The 24,794-nt window shown below is 38.8% G+C and carries 18 protein-coding genes and 5 pseudogenes; 1 reads left to right on the top strand and 22 read right to left on the bottom strand.

Features of this window, described 5'->3' with window-relative positions; genetic code table 11:
• Positions 1-13: 13 nt before the first annotated feature.
• Positions 14-1,231, bottom strand: coding sequence for an MFS transporter (locus STRIC_RS11180; RefSeq protein ID WP_008090699.1), 1,218 nt, complete (start codon positions 1,229-1,231; stop codon positions 14-16).
• Positions 1,232-1,599: 368 nt separating this feature from the next.
• Between STRIC_RS11180 and STRIC_RS11175 the strand changes: the two genes are divergently transcribed.
• Complete coding sequence (locus STRIC_RS11175; RefSeq protein WP_008090588.1) at positions 1,600-3,084, top strand: DUF1846 domain-containing protein; 1,485 nt, start codon at positions 1,600-1,602, stop codon at positions 3,082-3,084.
• A 43-nt stretch (positions 3,085-3,127) separates the two neighbouring features.
• Here the strand turns inward: STRIC_RS11175 and STRIC_RS11170 are convergent, their stop codons facing one another.
• The 21 genes and pseudogenes from STRIC_RS11170 to uidA form a co-directional block, all read right to left on the bottom strand.
• Positions 3,128-3,898, bottom strand: coding sequence for an ABC transporter permease (locus STRIC_RS11170; RefSeq protein WP_008090527.1), 771 nt, complete (start codon positions 3,896-3,898; stop codon positions 3,128-3,130).
• A pseudogene (locus STRIC_RS11165) lies at positions 3,898-4,528 on the bottom strand (ABC transporter ATP-binding protein). The gene STRIC_RS11170 and the pseudogene STRIC_RS11165 overlap by 1 nt, the downstream one beginning before the upstream one ends.
• Before the next feature lie 143 nt (positions 4,529-4,671).
• Positions 4,672-5,057: pseudogene (locus tag STRIC_RS11160) on the bottom strand (PaaI family thioesterase).
• Positions 5,058-5,185: 128 nt separating this feature from the next.
• A complete protein-coding gene (locus STRIC_RS11155) occupies positions 5,186-5,632 on the bottom strand; it encodes a GNAT family N-acetyltransferase (RefSeq protein WP_008090716.1) in 447 nt (148 codons plus the stop codon).
• Between the two features lie 273 nt (positions 5,633-5,905).
• Positions 5,906-7,276, bottom strand: a complete 1,371-nt coding sequence (gene rlmD / locus STRIC_RS11150) for a 23S rRNA (uracil(1939)-C(5))-methyltransferase RlmD (protein WP_008090550.1) — start codon at positions 7,274-7,276, stop codon at positions 5,906-5,908.
• An 85-nt stretch (positions 7,277-7,361) separates the two neighbouring features.
• A complete protein-coding gene (locus STRIC_RS11145) occupies positions 7,362-8,816 on the bottom strand; it encodes an LCP family protein (RefSeq protein WP_008090498.1) in 1,455 nt (484 codons plus the stop codon).
• Between the two features lie 174 nt (positions 8,817-8,990).
• On the bottom strand, positions 8,991-9,482 hold the full coding sequence (locus STRIC_RS11140; protein ID WP_008090698.1) for a shikimate kinase: 492 nt from the start codon (positions 9,480-9,482) through the stop codon (positions 8,991-8,993).
• Between the two features lies 1 nt (position 9,483).
• Positions 9,484-10,758 carry a 3-phosphoshikimate 1-carboxyvinyltransferase gene (gene aroA / locus STRIC_RS11135; RefSeq protein ID WP_040832590.1) on the bottom strand — a complete coding sequence of 425 codons (1,275 nt, stop codon included), beginning with the start codon at positions 10,756-10,758 and terminating at the stop codon, positions 9,484-9,486.
• 128 nt (positions 10,759-10,886) lie between these two features.
• Positions 10,887-11,849, bottom strand: coding sequence for a YihY/virulence factor BrkB family protein (locus tag STRIC_RS11130; protein ID WP_008090584.1), 963 nt, complete (start codon positions 11,847-11,849; stop codon positions 10,887-10,889).
• Position 11,850: 1 nt separating this feature from the next.
• Positions 11,851-12,711: a methionyl aminopeptidase gene (locus STRIC_RS11125; RefSeq protein ID WP_008090784.1), complete on the bottom strand. Its 861-nt coding sequence runs from the start codon at positions 12,709-12,711 to the stop codon at positions 11,851-11,853.
• A 16-nt stretch (positions 12,712-12,727) separates the two neighbouring features.
• The gene (gene spxR / locus STRIC_RS11120; protein ID WP_008090728.1) at positions 12,728-14,011 is read right to left on the bottom strand and encodes a CBS-HotDog domain-containing transcription factor SpxR; all 1,284 of its coding nucleotides are present in this window, start codon (positions 14,009-14,011) and stop codon (positions 12,728-12,730) included.
• Positions 14,004-14,558 carry a GNAT family N-acetyltransferase gene (locus tag STRIC_RS11115; protein WP_008090790.1) on the bottom strand — a complete coding sequence of 185 codons (555 nt, stop codon included), beginning with the start codon at positions 14,556-14,558 and terminating at the stop codon, positions 14,004-14,006. Before STRIC_RS11115 ends, spxR begins: the two co-directional genes overlap by 8 nt.
• Positions 14,559-14,814: 256 nt before the next feature.
• Complete coding sequence (locus tag STRIC_RS11110) at positions 14,815-16,407, bottom strand: glycoside hydrolase family 3 protein (protein ID WP_008090762.1); 1,593 nt, start codon at positions 16,405-16,407, stop codon at positions 14,815-14,817.
• Between the two features lie 41 nt (positions 16,408-16,448).
• A complete protein-coding gene (locus STRIC_RS11105) occupies positions 16,449-17,252 on the bottom strand; it encodes an HAD family hydrolase (protein ID WP_008090620.1) in 804 nt (267 codons plus the stop codon).
• Between the two features lie 120 nt (positions 17,253-17,372).
• The gene (locus STRIC_RS11100) at positions 17,373-18,902 is read right to left on the bottom strand and encodes a hypothetical protein (RefSeq protein WP_008090830.1); all 1,530 of its coding nucleotides are present in this window, start codon (positions 18,900-18,902) and stop codon (positions 17,373-17,375) included.
• Between the two features lie 66 nt (positions 18,903-18,968).
• On the bottom strand, positions 18,969-19,808 hold the full coding sequence (locus STRIC_RS11095; RefSeq protein ID WP_008090576.1) for an SDR family oxidoreductase: 840 nt from the start codon (positions 19,806-19,808) through the stop codon (positions 18,969-18,971).
• Between the two features lie 15 nt (positions 19,809-19,823).
• The gene (locus tag STRIC_RS11090) at positions 19,824-20,918 is read right to left on the bottom strand and encodes a mannonate dehydratase (protein WP_008090779.1); all 1,095 of its coding nucleotides are present in this window, start codon (positions 20,916-20,918) and stop codon (positions 19,824-19,826) included.
• Positions 20,919-20,982: 64 nt separating this feature from the next.
• Positions 20,983-22,254, bottom strand: a pseudogene (uxaC, locus tag STRIC_RS11085) (glucuronate isomerase); the annotation flags it as partial.
• A gap of 11 nt (positions 22,255-22,265) precedes the next feature.
• Positions 22,266-22,520, bottom strand: a pseudogene (locus tag STRIC_RS11080) (bifunctional 4-hydroxy-2-oxoglutarate aldolase/2-dehydro-3-deoxy-phosphogluconate aldolase); the annotation flags it as partial.
• A gap of 106 nt (positions 22,521-22,626) precedes the next feature.
• Complete coding sequence (locus STRIC_RS11075) at positions 22,627-23,316, bottom strand: FadR/GntR family transcriptional regulator (protein ID WP_008090670.1); 690 nt, start codon at positions 23,314-23,316, stop codon at positions 22,627-22,629.
• Between the two features lie 43 nt (positions 23,317-23,359).
• Positions 23,360-24,760, bottom strand: a pseudogene (gene uidA, locus STRIC_RS11070) (beta-glucuronidase); the annotation flags it as partial.
• Between the last annotated feature and the right edge of the window lie 34 nt (positions 24,761-24,794).

The raw sequence follows: 24,794 nt of genomic DNA, 5'->3' as shown, positions 1-24,794 counted from the left end.
AAAACGTCCTTTCTTATAATCTAATCAGTTCTTGATAACGTTCTGCTTTTAAATTTTGGATTGTCCACATGGCTACAAAACTAATAAGGTAGAGAGAGGCTAAAAATACCATAACAGTAGAAACACCTGAATGATCAAGAATCTTTCCGATAATAACTGATGAAAAACCTCCCAATGCTCGACCAACATTTAGAATCACATTATTAGCTGTTGATCGGATATGGTGTGGGTAAAGTTGGGTAATCATGGCACCGTAACCTGCAAACATACCATTGACAAAGAAACCAACAATGGCTCCTCCAATCAGCATACTAGGCATAGAATTAGCAAATTGGAAAAGATAGACACATATCGATGACGATAAGAGAAAGACGGAATAAACGATACGTGGCCCAAATTTATCTAAAAATTGACCAAAGGTTAACATCCCCAGACACATGCCTAAAATGGTGGATACCATCCAAAGAGACGAATCCTTAACTGATATGGATAAGCTAGTTTGAATGATTGTCGGCAGCCAATTCATCATGCCAAAATAACCTGCGATTTGGACTGTTGTCATGACCATTAAAGCTAGCGTTTGAGCGCTGAGGGGTGGTGTTTTGAAGAGTTCTGTCATTTTAATAGGCTGACTACTTTCCTCACTCCCTCTATCTAAAATATGATGATCATCAATAGCCATCATCATCCAGATTACAAGCACAATGGGAAGAAGTCCAAAAAGGAAGAGTCCTCTCCAGCCCAAAGTAGGGGCCAACCAACCTGCCAGGAGGGCTGAGGTGATCGAGCCAACTTGTCCAGCAATACCATTCAGTGAAGAGATACGACCCATTTTATCTGCTGGTACAATCCCCGCCATAATAGCGATAGCCACACCGTATTCGCCACCAACACCTATTCCTGCAATAAATCTAAGCAGATACAAATAACTAATGCTTTGCGTAAAGAAGATTAAACCTGTGGCTAAGGAAAACAGTAGGATGGTCCACTTGAAGACTTTAAACTTATGGTGCTTATCAGCAAGAAGACCAAAAATCAATCCTCCTACTAACATACCAAGATTAGTAATGGTTGCTATCCAGCCTCCCTGAGTTCCTGAAATACCTAAGTCACGTATGATAGAAGACATGGAAAAGGCTAAGAACATAACATTGAGGTCATCTGTTCCTGAAGCTACAATAGCCGCGACTAGCGCACGTTTGTTGTTTTTGTCTAATGACAAAGTTGACATAATGATTCTCCTTTTAATAGTAGCTCTCTGACTACTTTAATTAATCCACACCACTTAAAACCAAAAGTAAAAACTCCGGCACAAGTCCGGAGTCATTTTTAGGCTACAGTAAATGAGAGCACAGTCAAAAAACCATCTCTACTGATAACTTTCATGTCTCACGGAACATGCTTAAAGTCGTATGTCATTTTCAATAGTATAAAGGAAAGCCTATGAATTTGGCAAGTCTTTTTAATGAGATAATAGAGTTTCCTTTTTACTGTAATATGACATAAACACCCTAAAAAAGAAAGAGTCTCTCAATTTAACAAAAAAACTTTCCCTTCTTCTCTATTCTTTGTTATAATTCTTAACAGAGGTGAAAATGAATGAAAAAAATAGCTTTTGATTCCGATAAGTACTTAAACTTACAACGAGATCATATTTTAGAACGTATTAGTCAATTTGATGGCAAACTCTATATGGAATTTGGCGGTAAAATGCTAGAAGATTTCCATGCCGCTCGTGTATTACCTGGCTATGAGCCTGATAACAAAATCAAATTGCTCAAAGAGCTTAAAGATCAAGTGGAAATTGTGATTACGATTAATGCTAATAACATTGAACACTCAAAAGCTCGTGGTGATTTAGGCATTTCATACGATCAGGAAGTCTTTCGCTTAATTGATACCTTTAATTCTCTTGATATCTATGTGGGTTCAGTCGTTATTACCCAATATAATAACCAACCTGCAGCAGATGCTTTCCGAAAATTATTAGCTAAAAACGGTATTGCGTCTTATTTACACTATCCCATCAAAGGATATCCAACTGATATCAATCATATCATTTCTCCTGAAGGTATGGGGAAAAATGACTACATCAAGACTAGCCGTAACCTAATCGTCGTTACGGCACCAGGACCTGGCTCAGGTAAACTAGCTACTTGTATGTCACAAATGTATCATGACCAAATCAATGGGGTTAAATCTGGCTACGCTAAATTTGAAACCTTCCCTGTATGGAACTTACCCCTTCACCATCCGGTCAATTTGGCCTATGAAGCAGCAACAGCCGACTTGGATGACGTCAACATGATTGATCCTTTCCACTTGGAAACTTATGGCAAAACAGCAGTTAACTATAACCGTGACATCGAAGTGTTCCCAGTGCTCAATCGTACCTTTGAACGTATCCTAAGCAAATCACCATACGCTTCTCCAACTGATATGGGCGTTAATATGGTTGGTTTCTCTATTGTTGACGAGGAAGCCGCTATTGAAGCTTCAAAACAAGAAATTATTCGTCGTTATTATCAGACACTTGTTGACTTCAAGGCAGAACGTGTCACTGAAGCAGCCGTTAAGAAAATTGAACTCTTGATGAATGATATCGGCGTAACTCCAGAAGATCGCCAAGTCACAGTAATTGCTCGTGAAAAAGCAGAAGCAACCGGTCAACCAGCCCTAGCTCTTCAACTTCCAGATGGCCATATTGTTACAGGTAAAACCTCAGCCTTATTTGGTCCTACTGCCGCTGTCATTATCAATGCTATCAAGACCTTAGCTCATATTGGAAAAGAAACCCATTTAATTGAACCTGAATATGTTAAACCAATCCAAGGTTTAAAAGTCAATCATTTAGGTAGTCAAAACCCTCGCTTGCATTCAAATGAAATCCTGATTGCCCTAGCTATTACAGCTATGAATAACGAAGAAGCTGATCTAGCCATGAAAGAATTAGGTAATCTAAAAGGCAGCGAAGCCCATTCTACTGTCACCCTAACTGATAAAGATAAAAATGTTTTGCGTAAATTAGGTGTCAATGTCACCTTTGACCCCGTCTACCAACACAACAAATTATACCGTAAATAAAAAAGCATCCCATCTCCTTGTGAGTTGGGATTTTCGCTTGACTTTAATCAAGCGGCAAGACCAATTGTTTCTTGCTGTTAAAAAAGGTACTATAAGCTAGATAGGTTGCGATAAAAGAAGCAACAGATGTTGTTGATAAAAGCATAAAAGTCACCATCATCTGATATTTTACTGCTTGAATAGGAGGTGTCCCTGCCAATATCAATCCCGTCATCATTCCTGGTAAGGTCACAATTCCTAGTGTTTTAGCCGAATCAATGGTAGGAACCATGCCAGTTTTAATAACAGATTTGACAATAGATTCCGAAGCCATAAAGCAATCCGCGCCTAAAGCTAACTTAGCTTCTACTTCTGCTTGCTTACTCTTAAAATCAGTCAAAAGCTGATGGTAACATAAGCCAATAGCGACCATAGCATTGCTAATAATCATACCTCCTACTGGAATGACTTGATTGGGCACAAAAGATAAGATACCAGACCAAATAAGGATGGCTAAGGTGATCAGGGCACCAATCCCGATGGCTAAAAAAGAAATCCAAAAACTGTTCTTGATACCTGTCCCACGTTTTGCGGCATTGTAAGCGGCATTAGTTAACATAAAAAGCAAAAGGCCACTTGTGAAAAGCATGCTATCATAACCAAAAATATATTCCAGAACTAATCCAACAATAAAAAGTTGTAGTACCGCTCGACTGACACTAAGTATAATCTCTTTTTCTAGTGACAATTGTTGCCAATAGGAAAAAAGCAAGGTAATGAGAACTAGTAATGACGTCAAGAGTAATGATGATAAGCTTATGGGATCTGCTCCCATTAGTGAATCTCCTCAAATGCTTCTAGTCGACCTTCTTTTAAGGTCAACACTTTATTAGCCTGTCTTCTACTTTGTTTTTGATCATGTTTGGTTGAACTGTGACAGGATGTTTTCGACAAGCTTCGTATTTTCGGCATCTAGGGCAGAAGTAACCTCATCTAACAAGATGATTTCAGGTTCAAACAATAGTTGTCTGATTAGAGCTATTCGTTGCTTTTCGCCTCCAGATAATTTGGTGATTTCTTTATCTAGATAGGTCCTGTCCATCTGAAACAAGTCAAATAAAAAGCTAATGCGTTTAGAATCACTTTCTATTTTTCGAATATGATAAGGAAAAGCCATATCATCACGAACCGTTTTGCCAAAAAGCTGAGGGCTTTGAAAACCATAGGATATTTTTTGTCTTATCATTATCGGATCCATCTCCTTCATATTTTTCTGATGAAAATAGATGTTACCACTTGTTGGGCTGATAAGTTGGCTGGCTAATCGCAACAATGTCGATTTGCCACTTCCAGAAGGTCCGACAATGGACAGAAAGTCTCCTTTTTCTACCTCAAACTGAATATCTTCTAATATCTTTTTATCATGATCGGCATAAGTTACTCGATCAAATGTTATGATTACCATTTTTCCCTCACTTTATCAAATAATAATTATTCTAATTAATAATGACCTAAAACTAGTTTAGCATTAACTATTAAAAAAGGCAGTTTATTTAACCGATATAAAACAGCCTAGAGATACTAAGCTGTTTTTCTTATAAGTGATTACTAACTCGTCACAAACATTGTCACAGAGACTTTAGTAAGGAGAAGACCATCTTGATTTCTAGCAGTAACTTCGATTAATTGGGCCTTTCTTCCTTTGTGTAGGAAAGTCCCTTCAATCGTTAAACGATCACCGAGATGACCTGCTTTTAAGTAATTAACATTCGCTTGTAAAGTAACCGCATCGACTCCAGTTGACCTGGCCATTATTCCAGCCATCTGATCGCAGAGGGTAAATAAGTAGCCACCATGAGCATTGCCATAGTAATTAAGGGCTGATTCTGTGACTTCGGTTGTCATAATTAAGCGACCATCATCGTTTTTTTAATTTGATAATTATCAAAAACACTGATAACATCAAGTTTTATATCTTTAAAACTATCAGACATTTGACATCTCTTTTCTATCTCAAAATAAAATCATACAAAAAATATTATACTACAATTCTAAAAAGATGACAGAAAAGCGATTTGCAAATTCAAAAAGTGATCAAGAGAACTAGAAAAAACTGGGATAGTTACTGACTAACCGAAATAGTTTTAATGAAACGATTTTGTTCTTTATCGCAAACATATCCTATTGTTTCATAAAAAGAGTGAGCTCCTTTTCGTTTCACAGCAGAGTTTAAGCGGATAAAAGCTAGGCCTTTCTTTGTTGCTCTATCTTCCAAACTTGTCATTAAAGTTTTAGCAATACCTCTTCTTTCGTGCTCAGGTAAAACGACTAAGCCTAAGATATTCAGACCAGAGTAAGCATACAAGGTATCATATATTTCTGCATGTACAAAGCCCAATATTTCATTTGAATGTTCATTCTCAAAAACAAGGACATAATGATGAGTGTTATCCTGAGCTATTTTCTGAATCTGCTGCTCCACCAAATCCACTGAAATATTGTATCCTAAGGACTTATCACAAATCTCTCTAATAGCAAAGGCATCCTCTGCTTTCATTTCTCTAATCATTATTACCCACCTCCTAATTTATGATAAAGACAAGATGACGTAGCTCTTAAATCGTTGAAAACAGAGCCCCTAACTGCTTTTAAGTCAGTCATATACATAGTTACATCCTTCTTCTATACCAGGTTTTTCTTTAGTCTCTGCTTGATTTCTAATTATCAAACTCAAAGCTATCTCAAAGGTTTGAATAATGACCACGATACTTTTGTGGAAATCGACTAATATGGGTTAAACTAATGACTATCTTGTCAAGTTTTCACGAGAGTATATCTAACATCAGTCGACAGCTGTTTCAGATTTGACTAATAAACTAACTACCTCCACATGATGTGTTTGTGGAAATAGATCGACTGGTTGGACCTTTTTGAGTTGGTAACCTAGTTCTTGATAGCGTTTGATGTCACGCGCCATGGTTGCTGGGTTGCAAGATACATAGGTGATTTTGGCTGGTGCCATGGCTACGCTAGCTTTAATAAAACTTTCAGTCAAGCCTTTGCGAGGAGGATCCACCAAAATGACACTTGGTTTGATGCCTTCTTTGGTCCATTTTTCCATAGCTGCTTCTGCAGTATCTGTCACAAATTGAACATTCTTTATACCATTAAGTTCAGCATTTTTACGTGCATCTAGAACAGCTTGTTCAATGACTTCAACACCGTAAACTTTCTTTACAGATTTCGCAAAAGAAAGACCAATGGTTCCAATACCAGAATAGGCGTCTATGACCACATCATCTTTAGATAGCTCTGAGAAATCAATCGCTGTTTGATAAAGCTTTTCTGCCATAACTGTGTTAACTTGATAGAAAGATTGCGCTGAAATTTCATAAGTATTGCCTAACATGCTATCAGCAATGGTGTCTTTCCCGTAAAGGGTTTTAAATTCTTTTCCAAAGATAGCATTGGTATTTTTATCATTGATATTTTGAATAATGGAAACAACTTCAGGAAAGGCACTTGTAATCTGATTAATCACTTGATCAACACGGAAAACTTTAGGACATGTTGTGACTAAAATCAACATCATCTCACCAGAATAATGCCCCCGACGGACGACAATATTGCGAATCAGACCAGTCTGTTCTTTTTCATCGTAAGGTTTAACATCAAAACGTCGCAAGAGATCTCGAACGAAATTAACAAGACGATCAATCTCTTTATCTTGAATGTAAAAGTCAGAGATTGGAAGCAAGTCATGAGAATGCTTACGAAAGAACCCTGTTTCTAGTTGCCCATTCACACGACGAACAGGCACCTGAGCTTTATTACGGTAGGCAAATGGATTTTCCATACCGATAGTATCCATGACCTGCACATCTGAGATTCCAGCAATTTTGTAAAGATTATCTGTCACTTGCTTTGCTTTAAATTTCAACTGTTCCGAATAAGCTAAGTGCCCAAAATCAGCAATTCCAGTTCGTAAATAAGCCACATCGAGATCTTGATGACGAGATGGAGACTGGCTCAAGTAGTTCTCTACCTTACCAAAGCCACTATTTTTATTGACCTTTAAAACCCTCATCTCAATCTCTTCACCTGGCAAGGCATTCTCTACAAAGAAGACAAAGCCTTGATGCTTAGCAATACCTAATCCTTCATGAGTAAGATCGGTAATAGCTACTTGAACGATATCATTTTTAGTTAACATCTGTTTTCCTTTTCTTTAACGACATACTTGCTCAAAAAAAGAAGAGCAATTTCTTACTCTTCATTATAACATATTCAAATAGCTTTTAACGCAAGCCCATCTCGGATAAGGCTTTTTGGTATTTGTCAAAATCAATGTAGAGGGCTTGGCCACCATACATATCATATTCATCAACCCAGTCACCATTTTCAGGAATCGTCACATGATCAATACCATTTTTACCATTTGATAAAGCAGTGACCCCGTTTTTGATTACAAAAGGAAATGAGACATTGGTAGAGGTCAGGGCATAAATTTTACCTATTGCAGCTGATCCAGTGAATAATTTCGTTGGGTCTTTGATTTGAGACATGATCTCAGACATGACCTGTTGCTGACGAACCGTCCGTCCAAAATCACCTTCATCATCTTTACGAAAACGCGCATAGTTTAAAAGGGTACGCCCATCCATACGCTGCTCTCCAACTTCAATTCGTTGATTTGGAACAATACCATCTTTCATGCGTAAGTCATCTGGAACTTCCACCGCATCAACAGCAACGCCATCAACTGTTGCAAATTTAGCATCCATCTTGACCCCATTAGGAAAAAGGGTATCAATAGCTTCAGCAAAGGTTTCAAAGTCAACCATCACATAATACTTACAGTCAATATCAAAATTATGCTTTAAGGTTTGTCGAACAAACTCTGCTCCTTGATGATCTTCTTGCTCACCAAAATTGAAAGAAGTATTTAGCTTAAGGTCATAAGAATCCTTGTTGTCATAGCTATAACCAGGAATGTTGACTAGAGTATCTCTCATGAAAGAAACCATTTTGATTTTCTTATCCTTGTTACCGACATTGACCACCATAATGGTATCTGTTCTAGCATCTGTCGTTCCTTGTGTCACACGCTGGTCTGACCCTAAGACCAAAATATTGGTCCCATCTGCTGTTGATTTGCCATGAAAGGGCTGTGAGACAGCTGGTTTGTAAGTAGCCTTATTACTGGAAACATCAAAAATCCCTTTGACGAACATGAAAACCAATCCTGCTCCCACTAAAAAGATTAAAAAGAAGAGCCACTTAAAGAAACGTTTGATACGACCTTTTTTCTTTTTGCTATGGCGGAGACTGCTTTTTTTCTTTGGTGGTAAAGGTTCTTCAACCCCATAATCATGATAAGGATCACCATAAGAGGCTTCTTGGTAAAAGGCCTGTGGTGCTACAGCTTGTCTTTTAACCTCTTTTTGTCGACGAGATCTTTTTTCGGTTTTAGGATATAGAGGAAGTCCATTTGGGCCCACTTGTGGTTCTGGCTCATACGGGTATGGCTCAAGATAGTCTTCTTCATAGGTATCATAGGTCGTTCGCGCTTGTCTGTCCTCTTCTTGCCTGCTTCTTTGAGTGTAGGCTTGTGGACGTGAAGAGGCCATTTTAGACTTTAAAAAGGCAAATTCTCTTTTTTCATTATCACTAAGGTAATTGAGATTCCTCAGCAAGTAAAAATAACGTAATTCTTCATGGTGGCTTAGGCCACCTGCTTGATTTCTAGTCATAATGTCATCTCTTAGTATTCAAATACAAACTCATCTCTTCCTTTGCTAATAACTCTATTATAACGTATATCCTATCAATTGTCCTTCTTTTTTGGAAGCTTTCTCAAAACAATAATCTGATACAAGGCCAACTCATTAGTAGCTTAATATCTTTTTAAAAAACAAAAAGCTTGTTTAGGTGTTTTCAATCAAAGCTGCTATTTCTTTCGGACTTCGATTTCCTACAGAAATCGTGCGACCCGCTACCTCTTGATAAAAAGGGATGCGATGGTTAAATAGCTCTCTTAGTTCTTCTTGACTGTATCTTACAACTAAAGGTCGAGGACTATTAGAATCCTGTGTGATGCGATTATACAAGACTTCAAAAGGAGCTGATAAGTAAATGTTATGGGCTTTGTTAGTTTTTAAGACTAATCGATTTTCTGGACTCATCACAATGCCACCACCTGTAGCAACATAGATAGGCTCTTTGATGGCTATTAATTCTTCAAGAAGTTTTCTTTCTTCTTTACGAAAAGCTGCTTCACCATACTGAGTAAAGTAATCTCGAATTGTCATTCCAAGCCTATCTTCTAAGAGCTGATCCATATCAAGACCATCTTGATCAAAGCATTCTAAGACACTACTTTTACCACATCCCATAAAGCCTAATAAAAAAATTGCCATATCAGAGCCTTTCTAAATGTTCAAAAAAGTTAGGATAAGAGGTCTTGATAGCCTCATGTCCTTCTAAAATCACTTGTCCTTGTTTTACCAATAGGGCAGCTATGGCAGCCATCATCCCTATGCGATGATCTCCAAAGGTATTAATGTGGCTAGCATGCAACTGGCTTGGACCTTCAATCACCATTCCATCTTTTTTAGCTTCAACCTTAGCACCCATAGCCGTTAATACATCTACCACAACTTGAATACGATCCGTTTCTTTTAATCGCAATTCTTCAGCGTTTTTAATATAAGTCTTTCCATGAGCCTGTGTTGCTAGCAAGGCAATGATCGGAAGTTCATCGATCAGACGAGGAATAAGCGCTCCTGCAATCTCTGTTCCTTTCAGTTTAGAATAAGAAACTTTAAGGTCTGCTGATTGCTGCTTCTCATTGACTGACAAATAAGAAAGCTGCCCTCCCATTTGCTCAATAACCTCTAAAATCCCTGTACGTGTTGGGTTAATGCCGACATTTTCTAAAATAAGCTCTGATCCTGGCACAATCAAAGCTGCAACCATCCAAAAAGCGGCACTTGAAATATCCCCTGGGACATGGACCTCTTGTCCTATTAAGTGCTGTGGGCCCTTTATTCTTATCTCTTTTCCTTTTACTTTTATGTGAGCACCAAATTGCCTTAACATTTCTTCGGTATGGTTTCGAGTTACTTCTTTTTCAAGAATAACTGTTTCTCCCTTTGCTTGTAGACCTGCTAATAAAATAGCTGATTTAACCTGAGCTGAGGCAACTGGTAAGGCGTATGAAATAGCGCTTAAGGTTTTTGTTCCTTTGATAGTGAGAGGCGCAAGTATCCTATCAGATTGTCCTTCGATATTAGCCCCCATAAGGCTTAAAGGAATGGCAATTCGGTCCATTGGACGTTTTGATAAACTAGCATCTCCAATCAGTTGACTCTTAAAAGGACAACCTGCCAAGACACCTGCTAGTAAACGCATAGAAGTTCCTGAGTTACCCATATCAAGAATCACTTCACTTTCTTTAAGCTCCTGGTATCCCTTGCCTGATATGGTAACTAAATCATCCTCATCTTTAATCGCTACACCAAGTGCCTTAAAGGCTGTTAAGGTAGCCATCACATCTTCACCCTTCAAAAGACCATAAATATGCGTGTCACCTTCAGCCATAGCACCTAAAATAAGGGCGCGATGGCTGATAGATTTATCACCCGGTACACGAATACTGCCTTTTAGAGGGGCTGCTCCTGTTCGTAGTTTCATCTTTTCTCCCATTAGTCTTATTTCCTCCTATTTTATCATAAGCTTTAGGCTTTTAAAGCAAAAAGAAGTCAGGTAAAGTATCCCAACTTCTTTTAAGAAAATCCTTAATAAGACGCACCAACAAAGGACTAGTCATTCTCACTTGTCGTGTCTTTATCATCTTCAGAATCATTTTCGTTTCCTAGACGCCTTTTGATAATAGAGACCACATCACCACTTCGACTTTCAAGTTTCCCAACAGCCATTTCCTGATAAGTGGCATTAAAAATGGCTCCTAGAATCAAAATTCGGGCTAAAAAGATAAACCAAAGCATGATAATGAAAACCATAACTGATCCAAACGTTTTGATATCAACCATCTTCTCAACATTATGAACCACATAGTTACCAATCATATTACTTAGAAAAGTCATGACAAAAGCTGTAAAAACAGTACCTGGTAAAATATACCTAATTTTTCTAATTTTGACATTAGGCAGTAAGAAGTACAGCAACATGAGCCCAACAAATATGATTAAAATAGTAATAGGCTGAATAAGCAGTAAAAAAACACTCGTAATATTATCACTTAAATGATAATGATTATCCAAAACCTGGATGGCAGCTTTTGAAAAAGTTGAAAAGATAAGGGCAAAAGTTAACAAAAAGAGGATAATCAAACTGGTTAACAAACCTACCAAATGCCCTAATAGAAAATCGCGATGCTGTGATGTTCCATAAGCTTTATTGACAGCCTTTTGCAAGGAGGTCAAACTTCGAGACATTGTCCACAAACCTGTCAAAGTCGCAACCCCAAGAACACTCCCTGCTGGTTTTGAGAAAATATTAATCACAATAGAAGAAGCCGAACGGTAGATATCTTGCGGTAGATTCTGTTTCATCAATCGCAAAAGGTCTGAAATATCAATGTTCAAATAGGGAAAAATATTCGCCAAAATAATGATAAGAGGAAAAACGGTCAAGATGAGATAGTAAGCTACTGCAATAGCGGAAAGATCCATCTCTGCACTCTGAAAGTGTCGCATAAAAGCTTGGATGGGTTCATATTGCCATTTTGACACGACTTTGTCCAAGAATTTCTTTTTTGCCATTTTAGTATGTTCTTTCTTCTCCTTGGCTAGTTAAGATGACAGGACCATCTTTTGTAATCACAAACTGGTGTTCGTACTGACAAGACAGACCGCCATCAAGGGTTTTGTGGGCCCATCCAGTTTTCATGTCAGTATCAATTTCCCAAGTGCCAGTGTTAATCATAGGCTCAACGGTCAAGACCATTCCTTCTTTTAAGCGAAGTCCACGACCTGCTGTTCCATAGTTTGGAACCATCGGCTCTTCATGCATTGTTGGTCCCACACCGTGTCCGACCAAATCACGGACAACACCATAGCCAAAACTCTCTGCATAGTCTTGAACAGCGGCACCAATATCTCCAATACGGTTACCAATAACAGCTTTTTCGATGCCACGATACATAGCTTCTTTAGTGACATCCATCAATTGCTTAACCTCAGCAGAAGGTTGACCAACTGCATAAGCCCAACATGAGTCTGCCAAACCACCTGAATAGGGCTCTGTGTGCTTTTTCATTTCAGCTACATTATTAAAGTCTAAAGAAGAGACATCAATAATAGCTTTATCCAAAGGCTCACTTAAGACCATATCAACCTTAAGCAAGTCACCTTCTTTTAGAATATAGTGACGTGGAAAGGCATGAGCCACTTCATCATTTAAACCACAACAAGTGGCATAAGGGTAATCCATGACATGCCCATCGACACCAATTTGCAAGGGAAGGACATTTTCTTCTCTGCAACGTTTGCGCACATATTCTTCGACTTCCCACATATCAGCACCTGGTTTGATAATGACACGAAGACCAATATGGATGCTAGCTAAAAAATCACCTGCTCTATCCATGGCTTCAATTTCACGTGCGGATTTTAATGTTATCATTCTTCTTTTATCTCCTCTAATTTATCTTCGTTGTAATGATGGCTTTTGCTATTACTTGATCATCCACAAAAATTTCAAAGTCAAGCGTGCCACTTCTTCTATTTTCCGTAATGATTTTCGGATATATTTTTAATTGATCATCTATCTGGACAGCATGTAAAAAGTATATCATCATTTGTTCGATAATGATATTTTTTTGATGCTTCTTAGTCAGTACCCTCACGCTAATTTCTTTTAAAAATTCTGAGATAATACCATTTGACATATTACCCGCACTATCAATCATAGTCGGTTCAATCAAAACTTGAAAAGCCTCTGAAGTCTCTTCTAAGCTAGATAGAATTTGATCACTATAAGTGTACAAGTTGCCAGCCTGATTATTAGGTAAGTTTTCCATCGCTTGACGTCTAGTAATCATACCAAGCAGATGATGGTCTTCATCAACGACCGGTAACATATTGAGATCTTCAAAAATCATTTTTTGACTAATATTAGCAAGACTCGTATTGGGTTTAGCCGTGATAGGATTAGGAGACATAATCTTAGTCACTCTGGTTTTTGGTAACTGATCAACAACATCTCGCATACTAACCACACCAACGACTTTATTTTTCCCATCTAAAACAGGAAATCTGACTTGATCGGTTTTTTTAATAAGAGCATTAAATTCCTCAACAGTGCTTTGATCGTTTAAGTAGCCATATTCTTCCATAGAAAGTAGGACATCTTCAACGGTTTTGAGGTCTGTTTTGATGCGGATATTGGACAGGGCATGATTAATCATGGTGGCTACCGTAAAGGTATCGTAGTGCGTTACCATAACAGGAATTCCCTGACTATCTGCTGTCTGAATCACTCGTTGTGATACAGGAAATCCTCCCGTGACCAGAATGGCATTATGATTCTCAAGAGCCAATAATTGGATATTTTCACGATCTCCAACAATCAATAATCCTCCTTTTACCAAGTAACGACGGATATTTTGTTGCGTCATAGCCCCGATTGAAAACTTACTAAATTCATGCCCTAATCCAGCATGTCCTGCTAAGACTTCAGAATCGCTAATTCTAGCAATTTCAGCATAGGTTAGACGATCAATTCTCACCCTGCCTTTTTTCTCAATACGCACGGTACCACTACGGGGCTTGGTTTCAACGATGCCACGATTTTCAGCTTCTTTAATGGCTCGGTATGCTGTGCCATCACTGACATGCAAATGGTTGGAAATACTTCTGACACTGACTCGCTTGCCAATAGCTAACTTTTCCAAATAATCCAAAATTTCTTGATGTTTACTCATATTGATAATCACCTATTGTTAGTTGATATGCCAAGTAATCTCGCATTTTACGACTATGCCGATCACTACCCTTGAACTGTTTCTTCAATACAAAACCAGCTTTTTGAGCCACTTTTTGACTAGCTTTATTTTCTAAATGGGTCACTAGAATTAACTCTTTTAGACCTAACTCTTGAAAAGCCAAAAAACAAATGGTTTTCAAAACGTCAGTCATCAGTCCCTGATTCCAAAAAGTAGATGCTAAAAAATAGCCAATTTCTGCTTTAGCATTTTTCCTGTCATAGTTTTCCAGCCGAATAGAGCCTATTAGCCTATTATCAACCTTTCTGGCAATAGCCCAATTACCCAAGGGGTCTTTCATGAAAGAGTGCACCATCAGGTAATCTGTTTCTTGCTTTGATGCTTTTCCTGGGAAAACAAAGGCAAGATGTTCCGTGTCATTAGCGAGCTCATGAAAAGCGTCAAAATCATCCGCTTGAAAAGGTCTCAAATTAACCTTTTGCGTCTCCATAACGGCAAATCGTGCCAACTGTGTCCAAATATCCATTTCTTATCCTTCAAAAATGCCTGTACTAGTCCCATTATAACAAAAATAGGCAAAATAAACTATAACAGTTTTAATCTTAAAGCTAAGTCTTGGGATCTGTTTGTTTCAACTAAAAAAGCTGACCAGGGTCAGCTTTTTGGTGTTGTTATATCTTGATTTTGTCACTTATCTTGACTTTTTGACAATTCAAATCTTTCGATATTGGCTATCAAGGTTTGATGTAAATGGGGAAACAATTATCTAAGCTAATATAAGATCAATAGTCATGCCACAACTGAGTATCAATCAAGCCACAATAAGCATCTACTGGCGAGACAATACGCTGAACAGTGCCACCTGAATTGACGTCCACAAGATTCAAAATCAAGTCATAATGATCAGTTAAGTTAGAAATCGGCTGTTTTTGGGCATAAACATTGGCGATGGCAGCTGCACGCTCCTCAACCGGCAATTGCATGATACGCTCTTCAGTTGACTCCCAAACAGTTACCTTATGCCCACGCGCTTCAAGCAAGGCTTTAACCGTATCTGAAGCCCGTTTTTTCTGACCAGCTATCATAGCTCCAAAACCACCTTTATGGCCTTCCACATTAACAATTAAAATGCGTTTATAGCGTTCTGGTTTCACCGGGAAAATACCTTTTTGTTTAGCCTTAACCAAGGTTATAGCCTTATCAGCTACTTGATCAGCAATCGCTTGTGCTTCAGGAGTATTAATCCGTTTCATAGCTTCTTCTTTTGGCAACATGATCTCATCACGATGCCCTTCAAATTGGTGCAGTCCAAGTTTTGCTTTTAAACCAAGAGTACGGCGTAAGGCGTCATGCAAACGCTCCTCAGTTAAAATACCAGCCTCATAACCTTCTTTCATCCATTTGAGATCTTCATCTGGATCGTTAAAGAACAAGAAGAGGTCACAACCGGCTTCAACTGCCGTTGGCAATAAGAGGCGGCGCGGCATTGATGCTGTCATAGCTACCATATGTGAGGCATCAGTGACAATAGCACCGTTATAACCTAACTCACCTCTTAGTAGTTCATCTAAAAGCGTTTTGTTAAGAGATGCTGGTAGCATATCATCTAAATCACGCTCAGGATGCATGGCTTTTTCCACATTAGGAAGATGAATATGCCCTGCCATAATACCTGGAAGTCCAGCCTCTGCTAACTCACCATAAATACGACCAAAGGTTTCCAACCACTCTTCTTTTGTCATAGGATTGGAAGCAAAGGATAAATGATGATCACGCTCATCAATACCATCTCCAGGGAAATGCTTAGCAAAAGGCATGATATCATGCTCCATGATGCCTTTCATGTACTCTTTTGATAGTTTGATAATTTGATCAACATTAGATCCCCAGTTATGATTAGCAATAATGGGGTTACGCCAGTTTCTTGTCAAATCGACAATAGGAGCAAAAGACGCATTACAACCGACAGCAGCTGCTTCAATACCAGCTATACGACCCATTTCATAAGCGTAACGCGGATCATTAGTGGCTGCAACCTTAATTTCATCCCCAACCTTTGTCCCGTCATTAACGGCTCCATCACCACCAGCTTCTGTATTAGCTGCAATCAATAAAGGAATTTTTGACTTAGTTTGTAGAATATAGTTTTGCTCCCAGACTTCATCTGCCATGCCCTTGTTGTAACGAACGGCAGCAATCTTATAATCTTCCAAAACCTGTGTTAAATAATCTTCACTTCGACTAGAACCCATATTGACAAAGAGTTGCCCAATTTTTTCCTCTAAAGTCATTGATGAGATGGTCTTTTCCACCCACTCAATAGCTTCTTGATCCAATCCATACGGTTTTTGACGTAAATCTACTAAATGCGTCATTTTTTCTCCTTTCAATTGCCCAAAGCAAAAATCATAATCCCTTAAGCTAAATTATGCCAAAAGGCTTCTTTGAAACTGCTTAAATCCACTGCTGATAAGCTCCCCTCAACAAAAGCAGGTGCCACTTCTTCTTTTAAATCTGACCAGAAAGAGGCTTCTTTGCCTACTAAAATCGGAAAGAAGGCGACATCATTGCTATCTGCGGCGTCCAAATCTCCCGGTGAATCGCCAATCATCATGATCTTGTCTTTGTCATAACCTTCTCGAATAAACTGGGCTATGACATCTTCTTTTTTACCACGATCTTGACAATAAAAGTCATCTACATGTGCCATGAGACCTTGCTCTTGCCATTCTTCCAAGACAGCTTCTTTATTGGCCGAGCTGACCACAAATACCTTACCTAACTCTTTTAACTTTGCTAATCCTTCTAAAGCACCTTGAAAAGCTAATGCTTGACCTTCATAAGCTCTAATGTGTCGGTTAACCTCATTTGACCAATCAAGAGCTATTTGTAAATCTTGGCTTGGTTCTGCTTTCAACCGGGCTTCAAGAGAGGCATTTGACAGTGAGTCGGTGCTTCTCACCCAATCTTTAAGCATGTTAATCCCTGAGATATTGGCATATTCTAGGCCCATAACAAGACCCACAAAGCGATTAACCCCTCGCGTTTTGGAAAAGAGATTAATCCTATCCCATTCTTTTAAGAATGCTTCACGATGGTCAATGGCAAAAATATCTGCAGCGATGGGACCAAAAAAGAGCTGATGTTTATAGGTCATAGTATCCATGGCACAGCCATCTGAATCCACACAAAAAACAAATTCCTTCTGTTTTGTTATCATTTTTCCTCCATCTTAAACCAAAAATTCATCTGATGAATTAATTGTAATATACTTAGAAAACGCTGTCAAATAAAAATAGAACCTAAAAAAGGCCATAACTCATATGACCTATTTCTTCTTTTATAAGACAATAAAGGCACAAGAAGCCTTGGGTAATGTCAGCAAACCTTTGTCAACCTTATGGGCTGATAGGTCCGGTAAGCTATTATCCTGATTTAACTCCAAGACTTGACCGTTTAGAGTCATTTGTCGAGCTCGAACCTCTTGATTGGCACCTTCCAAAAGATAGAGGGCAGCTTCTTTTGGTAAATCAATAACTGTCTCATGTTCTTGTGAATTATTAATGATTAAGTAAGTGATACCAGGCTGACCATCTTTTCTAGAGTGGGCAAAGACATGTCTGCCTTCTTCAATGGCAATCTCACTATCATAAACCTCCTGTCCCATCAGACGATTCCACAAGAGTACTGCAAAATAATTTGGACGTGGATCAAAAAGATCTCTAGCTAAGTAGCCATAATCAGAGGCTGCTAATGTATTATGGAAAATAATACCATTTGTCAATGAGGCAAAGCTGCCTAACTCATTTAAGGTACGTGGTACATCGAGATAAGTAGAGGCCCAAGTATTGCCTCCGCCACCAGCATCACCCGACTCCGTTACCCACATTTCTGCTCCAGGAACGTAGTGGTCACGTAAAGGCAAGTAGGTTTTACAAAAGTCTGAAGCCACAGCTAGATAATCTTCACTCAAAGCTTCCTCAGCTGACCAATGCCCTCTTGGCATCACTGAAGCCAATCTCTCAGAGACACCATTATAATAATGATAGGAAAAAACATCTAGTGGCACTTTAGTACCGTCTAAAAGATCAGAACAATTAAGCAATTGTCTTGCTACTTGCTCAACTCCTCCGGTTCCTTGGTCATCGCCCTTACCAAAAACCACATTATCGCCACCTGTACTACTAGGTCCCACCTTCAAACAATCAGGATAATAAGTGTCTAGCCACTCAAAAAAGAGATCTTGATCACGACGATAATCTTCAGCACTATAGCCTTCTGGAAAACCTGTGTCTTCTAACATATTAGGTTCGTTAGCAAATTCCACAGCTTCTATAGGGACACCGTAAGATTGACTTAAGGCAAAAATTTTCTCTGCTTCTTTAGGATGCCAAGGTTGATCCGCTGAATGCAGACCAAGGCAGTTAGCCATCGAAATCATGAGACGTCCCTTGACAGCTTTAACAAAATCTAGAACTCCTAGCCATTGTTCTTTTGTTAAAATATTTAAATAACCTTCTGGTACGTCACCATTGTATTGATTATCAAAATCATAGTAAGTTTTTGTCGCCCAAGTTCCTGATACACGAACCCAAGCAGAGCCTAGTTGTTCAGCTAGATATCTTAGTTTAGGATCATAAAGATTAACGGGTGAATAATCTTGCATCAGATCCTTATACATGGCTGCGATACCTTCAGAAGAAGGCTTTACCAAGAAGTCCTTTTCACCTGAAATCTGCTTATCGCTATAGGCTTTCCAAAATGTTCCGCCAGTCACTTCTGCGAACTCAATATTATAAGAGACCAAAAACGGGTTTATAGTTCTAAGCTTCTTAAGATGATCTGTTTTTAGTGAGATTATCTTTGTCATCACAATTTCCTTTCTTTAAAAAAACCACTTAAAGCTGGAAAGGACTTAAGTGGTTGATTAAACTCACTAAACACCTGAATAGGCTGCAAACCCACCATCAATAGGTAAAACGACTCCATTAACAAAAGAAGCAGAGTTCTCATCAGCTAGGAAGAAGAGGCCTCCAATCAGCTCGTTGGCTTCTCCAAAGCGTCCCATTGGTGTATTGTTTAAAATTTTCTCAGCCCGAGCCGTTGGTTGTCCATCTTCTGTAAAGAGTAAGCCTCTATTTTGATTATTGACTAAGAAACCAGGTACAATGGCATTACAACGAATACCCACTTTCGAGAAGTGCACCGCTAACCACTGGGTAAAGTTAGAAATGGCAGCCTTAGCGCCAGAATAAGCCGGAATTTTTGTCAGTGGCGTAAAGGCATTCATAGATGAAATATTAATGATGTTGGCTCCTTGACGACCCACCATATCTTGAGCAAAAACTTGAGTTGGTAAGAGCGTTCCCAAATAATTCAAGTTAAAGACAAAACTAATCCCATCTTTATCCAAATCGAAAAAGCTTTTGGTTTCAGCCGGTAAATCAAAGGCATGAAATTCATTGTCTGTTGTTGCTTTAGGACTGTTACCGCCTGCCCCATTCACTAAAATATCCGCAGGACCAAAATCTGAAAGAAGAGCTTGACGGACTTCTTCTAGGTTTTCCTTAGAAAGCACATTAGCTTTGTAGGCCTTAGCGATACCTCCTTCTTTTTCAATCTCATCAACAAAGGCTTGGGCAGCTTCTTGATTAAGATCCAAAAGAGCAACTTTGGCACCTGCCTTAGCAAATTCTTTAGCCATGTAGCCACAAAGGACACCACCTGCCCCTGTTACCACAACCACTTTATCGTTAAAATCAATGACTCTAGTCATAATACTTTTCCTTTCTTACTCTTCACCAACCATTTTTTGTGAAATACCAAAATCCGGGGTTTTACCAGCTGCACGCATGTTTGCCTCGTAAAGTCCATTAAAATAAGTCGCTCCTAGAGCACGATCATATAAACCATAACCTGGTGTTTTGGTTTGATCTCCCCAGATACGACGCCCATGGTCTGGTCTTAAAGAACCTTCCCAATCATAGTCAACTAATAACTTAATAACGGCATTCATATCAATATCACCAGCTTGAGATAGGTGTGCTGTCTCTTGGAATCCCCAAGCCCCTGCTGTGACATTGCGGGTATGCATAAAGTTAATACGGCCACGTTTTAAAGCATACTCTGTCATAGCCAAGACATCATTTTTAGGGTCAGAAGCATAAAAGCCCACACACATGGTAATCCCATTGTTAGGACTGTCGTATATGTTTAAGAAACGCTCAACAGCTTCTTGTCCAGTGATAATCCGTGGCAAACCAAAGATGCCATAAGGCGGATCATCTGGGTGAATAGCCATTTTAACACCCGCTGCTTCTGCTATAGGCATGATAGCTTTAATAAAATAAGCCAGATTTTCCCATAAATCTTCTTCAGAAATATTGTGACGGTAATTTTCAATAATGGCTTTCATTTCTTCTTTTGAATATGAAGAATCCCAGCCTGGTAGGTTTAAATCATCAGCAACTGGGTCAACTCCCTCTAAATCTTCTTTCAAGAAAGCTAGCGAGCTAGTCCCATCTGGTATCGGGTGATTAAGATCTGAACGTGTCCAGTCAAAGACTGGCATAAAATTGTAACAAACTACTGGAATGCCTGCTTTACCAACATTTCTAATAGACTCTTTGTAATTGTCAATCAACTGATCACGATTAGGCTTACCTTTCTTGATATCCTCATGAACAGGGATAGACTCAATAACAGAAATAGTAAGACCCGCATCTTCCTCCTGTTTTTTCAAGTCTAAGAGATTTTCTAAAGGCCAAGCCTGACCAACAGGGACATCGTAAACTGCTGTCACAATCCCTTGCATACCTGGAATGGCTTTTATCTCCTCTAAACTAACTGGATCATTGACACCATACCAACGAAACGACATTTTCATATATAGTTACCTGAAGTTATTGAAACTCCTTTTTTCCTTTCCTTAAGACAGTCAACTTTTTGCTTTAATTAAAATACTGATAGGCATTGGTATAGGCAATCCCTTTTGCCATATTTCCAATAGCTTCATAGTCTTCTGGCACTTCTCCTTCTTCAATCCATTGTCCCAGATAAGTACATAGGATGCGTCTAAAATAATCATGACGCTGGTAGGACAAGAAAGAACGAGAATCGGTCAACATACCAACAAAGTTAGCTAAGATGCCTTGCTCAGCTAGGGCATTCATTTGGCTAATCATTCCAAGTTTGGTATCTGCAAACCACCAGCCTGCGCCAAACTGCAGATAGCCAGCCACACCTTCTTGATTGGCTTGGAAGTTAGCTAGCGTGTTTGCTAGAGCGATATTGTAGCTTGGATTGAGATTATACCAAATCATTTTTGGCATGCTTGCTGTTTGCGCTAGCTTATCCAAGAGTCTGTTAAGATTGCTAGTTAAAGCCACTTGATCTCCTAAAGAGTCAACACCAACATCTGCTCCCAGTTTCTTATAAAGAGCAGTATGATTATTTCTTAAAGCACCAAAGTGAACCCGGGTCACAAAACCAAAGGCCTTGTAAAGTTTGCAAAGTTCTGTGAAAACAGCCGTTTGCCATTGTTTGATTTCGAGAGATGTCGCACTCTGACCTTGTAAAACCTTTTGCATAAGCTTATCTAACTGATCTTTTGGAGCCTCTTCATAAACAATTTCAGTAAAGCTGATATCACTAGCCTTGCATCCTTTTTGAGCAAAGAAAGCCACTCTTTCTTTTATCGCTTCCATAAAAGAGTCAAAATCTGTGATAACCCTTTTTGTCTTATCTGCTAATTTTTCAACAAATGCTGTAAAATTGGCATGTTCTATAAAGGCTTCGTCTGGTCTAAAAGTAGGTGCTACAATAGGCTCAAAGCTCTTATCATCTGATAACTTTTGATGCCACTCTAAATCATCTAGCGGATGATCTGTCATCCCAATAAAAGTAACTTTGCTATTTAAAATTAGTTTTCGAGGACTAATAGCATGCTCAACCAAATAATCATTAAGATAATGATATAACTCCTCGGCATTAGCTTCTGTTAAAGGGGAGTCGACTCCAAAAACATTCTTCAACTCCATGGCTGACCAATGGTAAACAGGATTACCATAAGAACGCTCAAGTGTTCTAGCAAAAGCTTTAAACTTCGCTAAAGGACTGGCAGAACCCGTAATCTCTTCTTCAGGAATCCCATTGGCACGCATGAGACGCCATTTGTAATGGTCACCTCCTAGCCACAGGTCAACAATATTATCATAAACCTTACTCGCTAAAGCTGAGCCCCTGCATCTATGGCTTTTTGGGCCAAGTCAGTAGTCATAACTGTACCTGCACCAATCACGACACTTGGATCTTTTTTAAAGTCATCAGATAATTTTTGGATCACTTTCTCAGCATTTGGAGTCGAAAAAGTTATCTCAATATTACGAATGCCCCCTAGAATGGCATGTTTAGCGATTTGAATAGCATCTTCTGCATCTTTTCCTCTTATTACTGCAAAAAAATAGTTAGCTTTTAGTTGTGAAAGCATAAGTCCCTCCTCTTTTGAAACCGTTATCTTAATATCATTATATAAATCATCAGATGACTTATCAAGAGAAAAGTCCAAAAAAACCAATCACTCTAAGAATGATTGGTTACTCTTTTGAATTTCTTAAGGTAAAAAAAGCTGTCCGTTTAACAGTCATAATATGCAATAACATGGCATCCTGAGCTGCCAATGGCTTGCGTTCTTTAATAGCATTTAAAATCTCTCTGTGAGCCTGTAAAGAGTCTTCTTTCATCTGACGATTGGTATAATTAGCATTGATCAGATGAATGGATTCATTAATGACTGGCAAGAGGCTATCCATAGCAATATTGCCACTGTACTTAGCCATCATCGAGTGAAAGGTCACATCTAGTTGCAAATGTTTTGGATCACCTGCTGCCACCGCTTCTTCAATATCTAAGACGATTTTTTCCAAAGCTTCAACTTCAGAGTCACTAGCATTTTGCGCCGCCAAGGCAGCGATACGAGGTTCCAGTAAGAGACGCAATTCAAAAAGGTCAGCCGTTAATTTGGCTGTGTCTTTGACCAAGGAAAAACCCAAAGGATCCTCTGAGACGCCTTTTTTAGAGCTAACATAAGTTCCTGAACCCTGTCTAACCTCCAAAACGTTTCGAGTCGCTAAACTTCTAACAGCTTCTCGAATAGTACTACGTCCCACATCTAAATCTTGAGCCAACTCGTATTCATTTGGTAATTTAGCGCCAATGTCATAGCCACGTTCTAAAATAAGATGCAATAAGCGCTCGGCTGTTTTTTCCACTAATGGTCTAGCCATATCATCATCCTTTTCTTTCTAATACTACTAGTCCTATTGTACACTATTTTTTCTTGTAATAATAGTTAGGAATAGCTGTCCAGCGTTTCTTAAATTCTTTAACGACTTGCTTAGGTTGACGGTTACGCGAAAAAAGTCCCTTATGATTTCCTTGAACACGTAAAATCATCAAATTGGTTTCAAAATCAGCGAAATTCCATACCTGCTCACCTACTAAGTTGGGAATTTCATCAAAAACACTGTGAGTCATTTGATAAAAGTCACATTGAAACTCCTCAGTATAGGGGATATCCCAGATTGAGTGAAGTCCTGGCAAAGTATCCGCACCATATTCTGTCATCAGAATTGGCTTGTCAGGAAACTTCTCTTGCCATTCATTTAATTCTTGACGTAGCCCTGCTTCTCCTTTTACCAAGTCACCATGGTCTACATACCAAGCATAATAGCGATTTAATGAAATCACATCAACCAAGTCCATTACCTTATCTTTGTCTGGAGTTGCCATCAAGATATTAACCAACATTACTGGCCGTTTTTGAGGATCTAATTCTTTAAAAAGAGCAATCAAAGGTTCGAAGTATTGATGGGCACCCTCTTCATGACTAGCTGGTTCATTAGCCACTACCCACATCACCACTGAAGGGTGATTTTTATCTCGTTTAACGAGTTCTTTTATAACTTTTTGATGGGCTTCTTTAGTCTTCATGACAGACCAAGTGCCATTATCTTTCCCAGACAGATCCAGTGAGGCTGTAAAGTTATGAAATAACCCAACAGCAGGAACCTCGTCAATCACTAGAATCCCCATTCGATCCGCTAGTCGCATCATTTCTTCGGAGTAAGGATAGTGAGAGGTTCGGAAAGAATTAGCTCCAATTTCTTTAAGAAGGTTCATGTCCATGAGATTAGCGGCTTCATTTAAGCCACGTCCATTAATAAAGGTATCCTCATGCTTCCCAAATCCTTTAAAATAAACTGGTTTTTGGTTAAGCAAGAATTGACCATCTGAAATTGTGATACTGCGAATTCCAAAAGACTCTTCGTAACAGTCAAGTACTTGACCATCTTTAAGTAAGCTCACCTGAGCACTATAAAGGTAAGGGTCCAAAACTTCCCACAGACGCACTTTTTCTATCTTGGCAATACCATTTTGAACCTCTGCTACGATTTGATGCTCCTGATCATATAAAGAAATCTTAATTTGGTCAACTGGAGCAGATGTTTCAACTGAGACCTTAATTTCTGCAGCTGTTAAATCATCTGAAAGTTCCGTTTCTATCAAGATATCTGAAATATGAATTTTAGGACGAACCATCAATTTGACCGGACGATGAATACCTGCATAATTAAAGAAATCAAAGTTTTCTTTGACCACTTTTTTCAAAGTACCATCCTTTTGAATCTCTTCACTATAGTTACCAACCGGAAGTGTAGTGTAATCTAAAGTGAAAAGGCAACACTTTTCTGTACAACATTTA

This window comes from Streptococcus ictaluri 707-05, from assembly GCF_000188015.2.
GTDB lineage: Bacteria > Bacillota > Bacilli > Lactobacillales > Streptococcaceae > Streptococcus > Streptococcus ictaluri.
This window is presented reverse-complemented; position numbering and strand designations above follow the sequence as displayed.

Excerpts from the sequence above, each read along its gene's own strand:
- rlmD (WP_008090550.1), bottom strand. The coding sequence starts at position 7,276 with ATGTTAACTAAAAATGATATCGTTCAAGTAGCTATTACCGATCTTACT.
- spxR (WP_008090728.1), bottom strand. The coding sequence starts at position 14,011 with ATGAGTAAACATCAAGAAATTTTGGATTATTTGGAAAAGTTAGCTATT.
- STRIC_RS11130 (WP_008090584.1), bottom strand. The coding sequence starts at position 11,849 with ATGGCAAAAAAGAAATTCTTGGACAAAGTCGTGTCAAAATGGCAATAT.
- STRIC_RS11110 (WP_008090762.1), bottom strand. The coding sequence starts at position 16,407 with ATGACGCATTTAGTAGATTTACGTCAAAAACCGTATGGATTGGATCAA.
- aroA (WP_040832590.1), bottom strand. The coding sequence starts at position 10,758 with ATGAAACTACGAACAGGAGCAGCCCCTCTAAAAGGCAGTATTCGTGTA.
- STRIC_RS11145 (WP_008090498.1), bottom strand. The coding sequence starts at position 8,816 with ATGACTAGAAATCAAGCAGGTGGCCTAAGCCACCATGAAGAATTACGT.
- STRIC_RS11180 (WP_008090699.1), bottom strand. The coding sequence starts at position 1,231 with ATGTCAACTTTGTCATTAGACAAAAACAACAAACGTGCGCTAGTCGCG.
- STRIC_RS11105 (WP_008090620.1), bottom strand. The coding sequence starts at position 17,252 with ATGATAACAAAACAGAAGGAATTTGTTTTTTGTGTGGATTCAGATGGC.
- STRIC_RS11095 (WP_008090576.1), bottom strand. The coding sequence starts at position 19,808 with ATGACTAGAGTCATTGATTTTAACGATAAAGTGGTTGTGGTAACAGGG.
- STRIC_RS11075 (WP_008090670.1), bottom strand. The coding sequence starts at position 23,316 with ATGGCTAGACCATTAGTGGAAAAAACAGCCGAGCGCTTATTGCATCTT.
- STRIC_RS11170 (WP_008090527.1), bottom strand. The coding sequence starts at position 3,898 with ATGGGAGCAGATCCCATAAGCTTATCATCATTACTCTTGACGTCATTA.
- STRIC_RS11125 (WP_008090784.1), bottom strand. The coding sequence starts at position 12,711 with ATGATAACATTAAAATCCGCACGTGAAATTGAAGCCATGGATAGAGCA.
- STRIC_RS11155 (WP_008090716.1), bottom strand. The coding sequence starts at position 5,632 with ATGATTAGAGAAATGAAAGCAGAGGATGCCTTTGCTATTAGAGAGATT.
- STRIC_RS11115 (WP_008090790.1), bottom strand. The coding sequence starts at position 14,558 with ATGGATATTTGGACACAGTTGGCACGATTTGCCGTTATGGAGACGCAA.
- STRIC_RS11140 (WP_008090698.1), bottom strand. The coding sequence starts at position 9,482 with ATGGCAATTTTTTTATTAGGCTTTATGGGATGTGGTAAAAGTAGTGTC.
- STRIC_RS11090 (WP_008090779.1), bottom strand. The coding sequence starts at position 20,918 with ATGAAAATGTCGTTTCGTTGGTATGGTGTCAATGATCCAGTTAGTTTA.
- STRIC_RS11175 (WP_008090588.1), top strand. The coding sequence starts at position 1,600 with ATGAAAAAAATAGCTTTTGATTCCGATAAGTACTTAAACTTACAACGA.
- STRIC_RS11100 (WP_008090830.1), bottom strand. The coding sequence starts at position 18,902 with ATGACAAAGATAATCTCACTAAAAACAGATCATCTTAAGAAGCTTAGA.